A 1,369-nucleotide genomic window follows, 5' to 3' on the forward strand; every position below is an offset into this window, starting at 1 on the left:
TGTTTAGGCGGCGAGCTTACAGTGTTGCAAGCGCCGATGTTCGAGTGTCTTTCGCTTGATCCTTTCTCTTCGTTTGTTGATGGCGGCAGCCCTGCCGAAGTAGGCATCGGCGGGCGTGACGTTGTCGAGGCTCTCGTGGTAGCGCTGGTGGTTGTAATGCTCGACGAAGGCTTCGATCTGGGTCTCGAGATCGCCGGGCAGGAAGTAATTCTCCAGAAGGACGCGGTTCTTGAGCGTCTGGTGCCAGCGTTCTATCTTGCCCTGGGTCTGCGGATGGAAGGGTGCACCGCGCACGTGGCTCATCCTGTTGGCCTCGATGTATTCGGCCAGTTCTCCGGCGATGTAGCTGGGGCCATTGTCGCTGAGCAGGCGCGGCTTGTGCAGCACATTGGCGTGGTCGCAGCCTGAGGCGGCCAGCGCCATGTCCAGCGTGTCGGTGACGTCCTCGGCCTTCATCGTAGTGCACAACTTCCATGCGATGATGTAGCGCGAGTAATCGTCGAGCACGGTTGAGAGATAGACCCAGCCCCATCCGATAATCTTGAAGTAGGTAAAGTCGGTCTGCCACATCTCGTTGGGGCGGGTGGTCTGCGTGTGGAACGCCTCGGCGGCCTTGATCACTGTGTAGGCCGGGCTGGTGATCAGATCGTGGGCCTTCAGGAGGCGATAGACCGTGGCTTCGGACACGAAGTAGCGCTTCTCGTCCGTGAAGCGCACTGCCAGCTCGCGCGGGGATAGATCGGTCTGCTCCAGCGCCATCTCGACGATCTGGTCCTGGATATCGTTTCCGATGCGGTTCCACACCCTGCTCGGCGCTGAAGGGCGGTCGTGAAGCGCCTCCGGCCCACCTTCGAGGTAGCGGTCATACCAGCGGTAGAAGGTTCGCCGTGCCACACCGAGTTGGTCCAGCGTGCGTTTGGCGGGCAGGTGCGACTGCTCGACGATCCGGATGATCTCGAGCTTTTCGGATGCGGGATACCTCATTCGTCGTCTTCCCCATCCGCGATCATGCTTTTTTTGAGCAGACGGTTCTCCAGCGTCAGGTCCGCCACGCATTCCTTCAGATCGCGCGCTTCACGGCGCAGATCCTTTACCTCGTCGGTGGTAGCAGCACGGGCTGTATCGCCAGCAAGCCTGCGCTTGCCGGCCTCCATGAACTCCTTGGACCAGGTGTAATACAGGCTCTGTGCGATCCCTTCACGGCGGCACAGCTCGGCAATGGAGTCATCGCCGCGTAGGCCATCGAGCACGATGCGGATCTTGTCTTCAGCAGAGAAATGCCGACGGGTCTTGCGGCGGATGTCCTTCACCACCTGCTCGGCAGGCAATTTGGGCTTTGAGGATTTGGGCTTCATCTTCGTTCCTTCGT

At 60.0% G+C, this 1,369-nt stretch carries 1 protein-coding gene; it reads right to left on the minus strand.

Annotated features, from left to right (window positions below):
- Positions 1–3: 3 nt before the first annotated feature.
- Positions 4–1,355 (minus strand): IS3 family transposase gene (locus ABFX23_RS17310; protein WP_346034129.1). Its coding sequence is split into 2 segments (ribosomal slippage): positions 4–1,017 and positions 1,020–1,355, totalling 1,350 coding nucleotides; the frame shifts between segments, so codons are not numbered across the junction.
- Positions 1,356–1,369 lie beyond the last annotated feature (14 nt).

This window comes from Erythrobacter westpacificensis (genome assembly GCF_039542285.1).
GTDB lineage: Bacteria > Pseudomonadota > Alphaproteobacteria > Sphingomonadales > Sphingomonadaceae > Alteraurantiacibacter > Alteraurantiacibacter westpacificensis.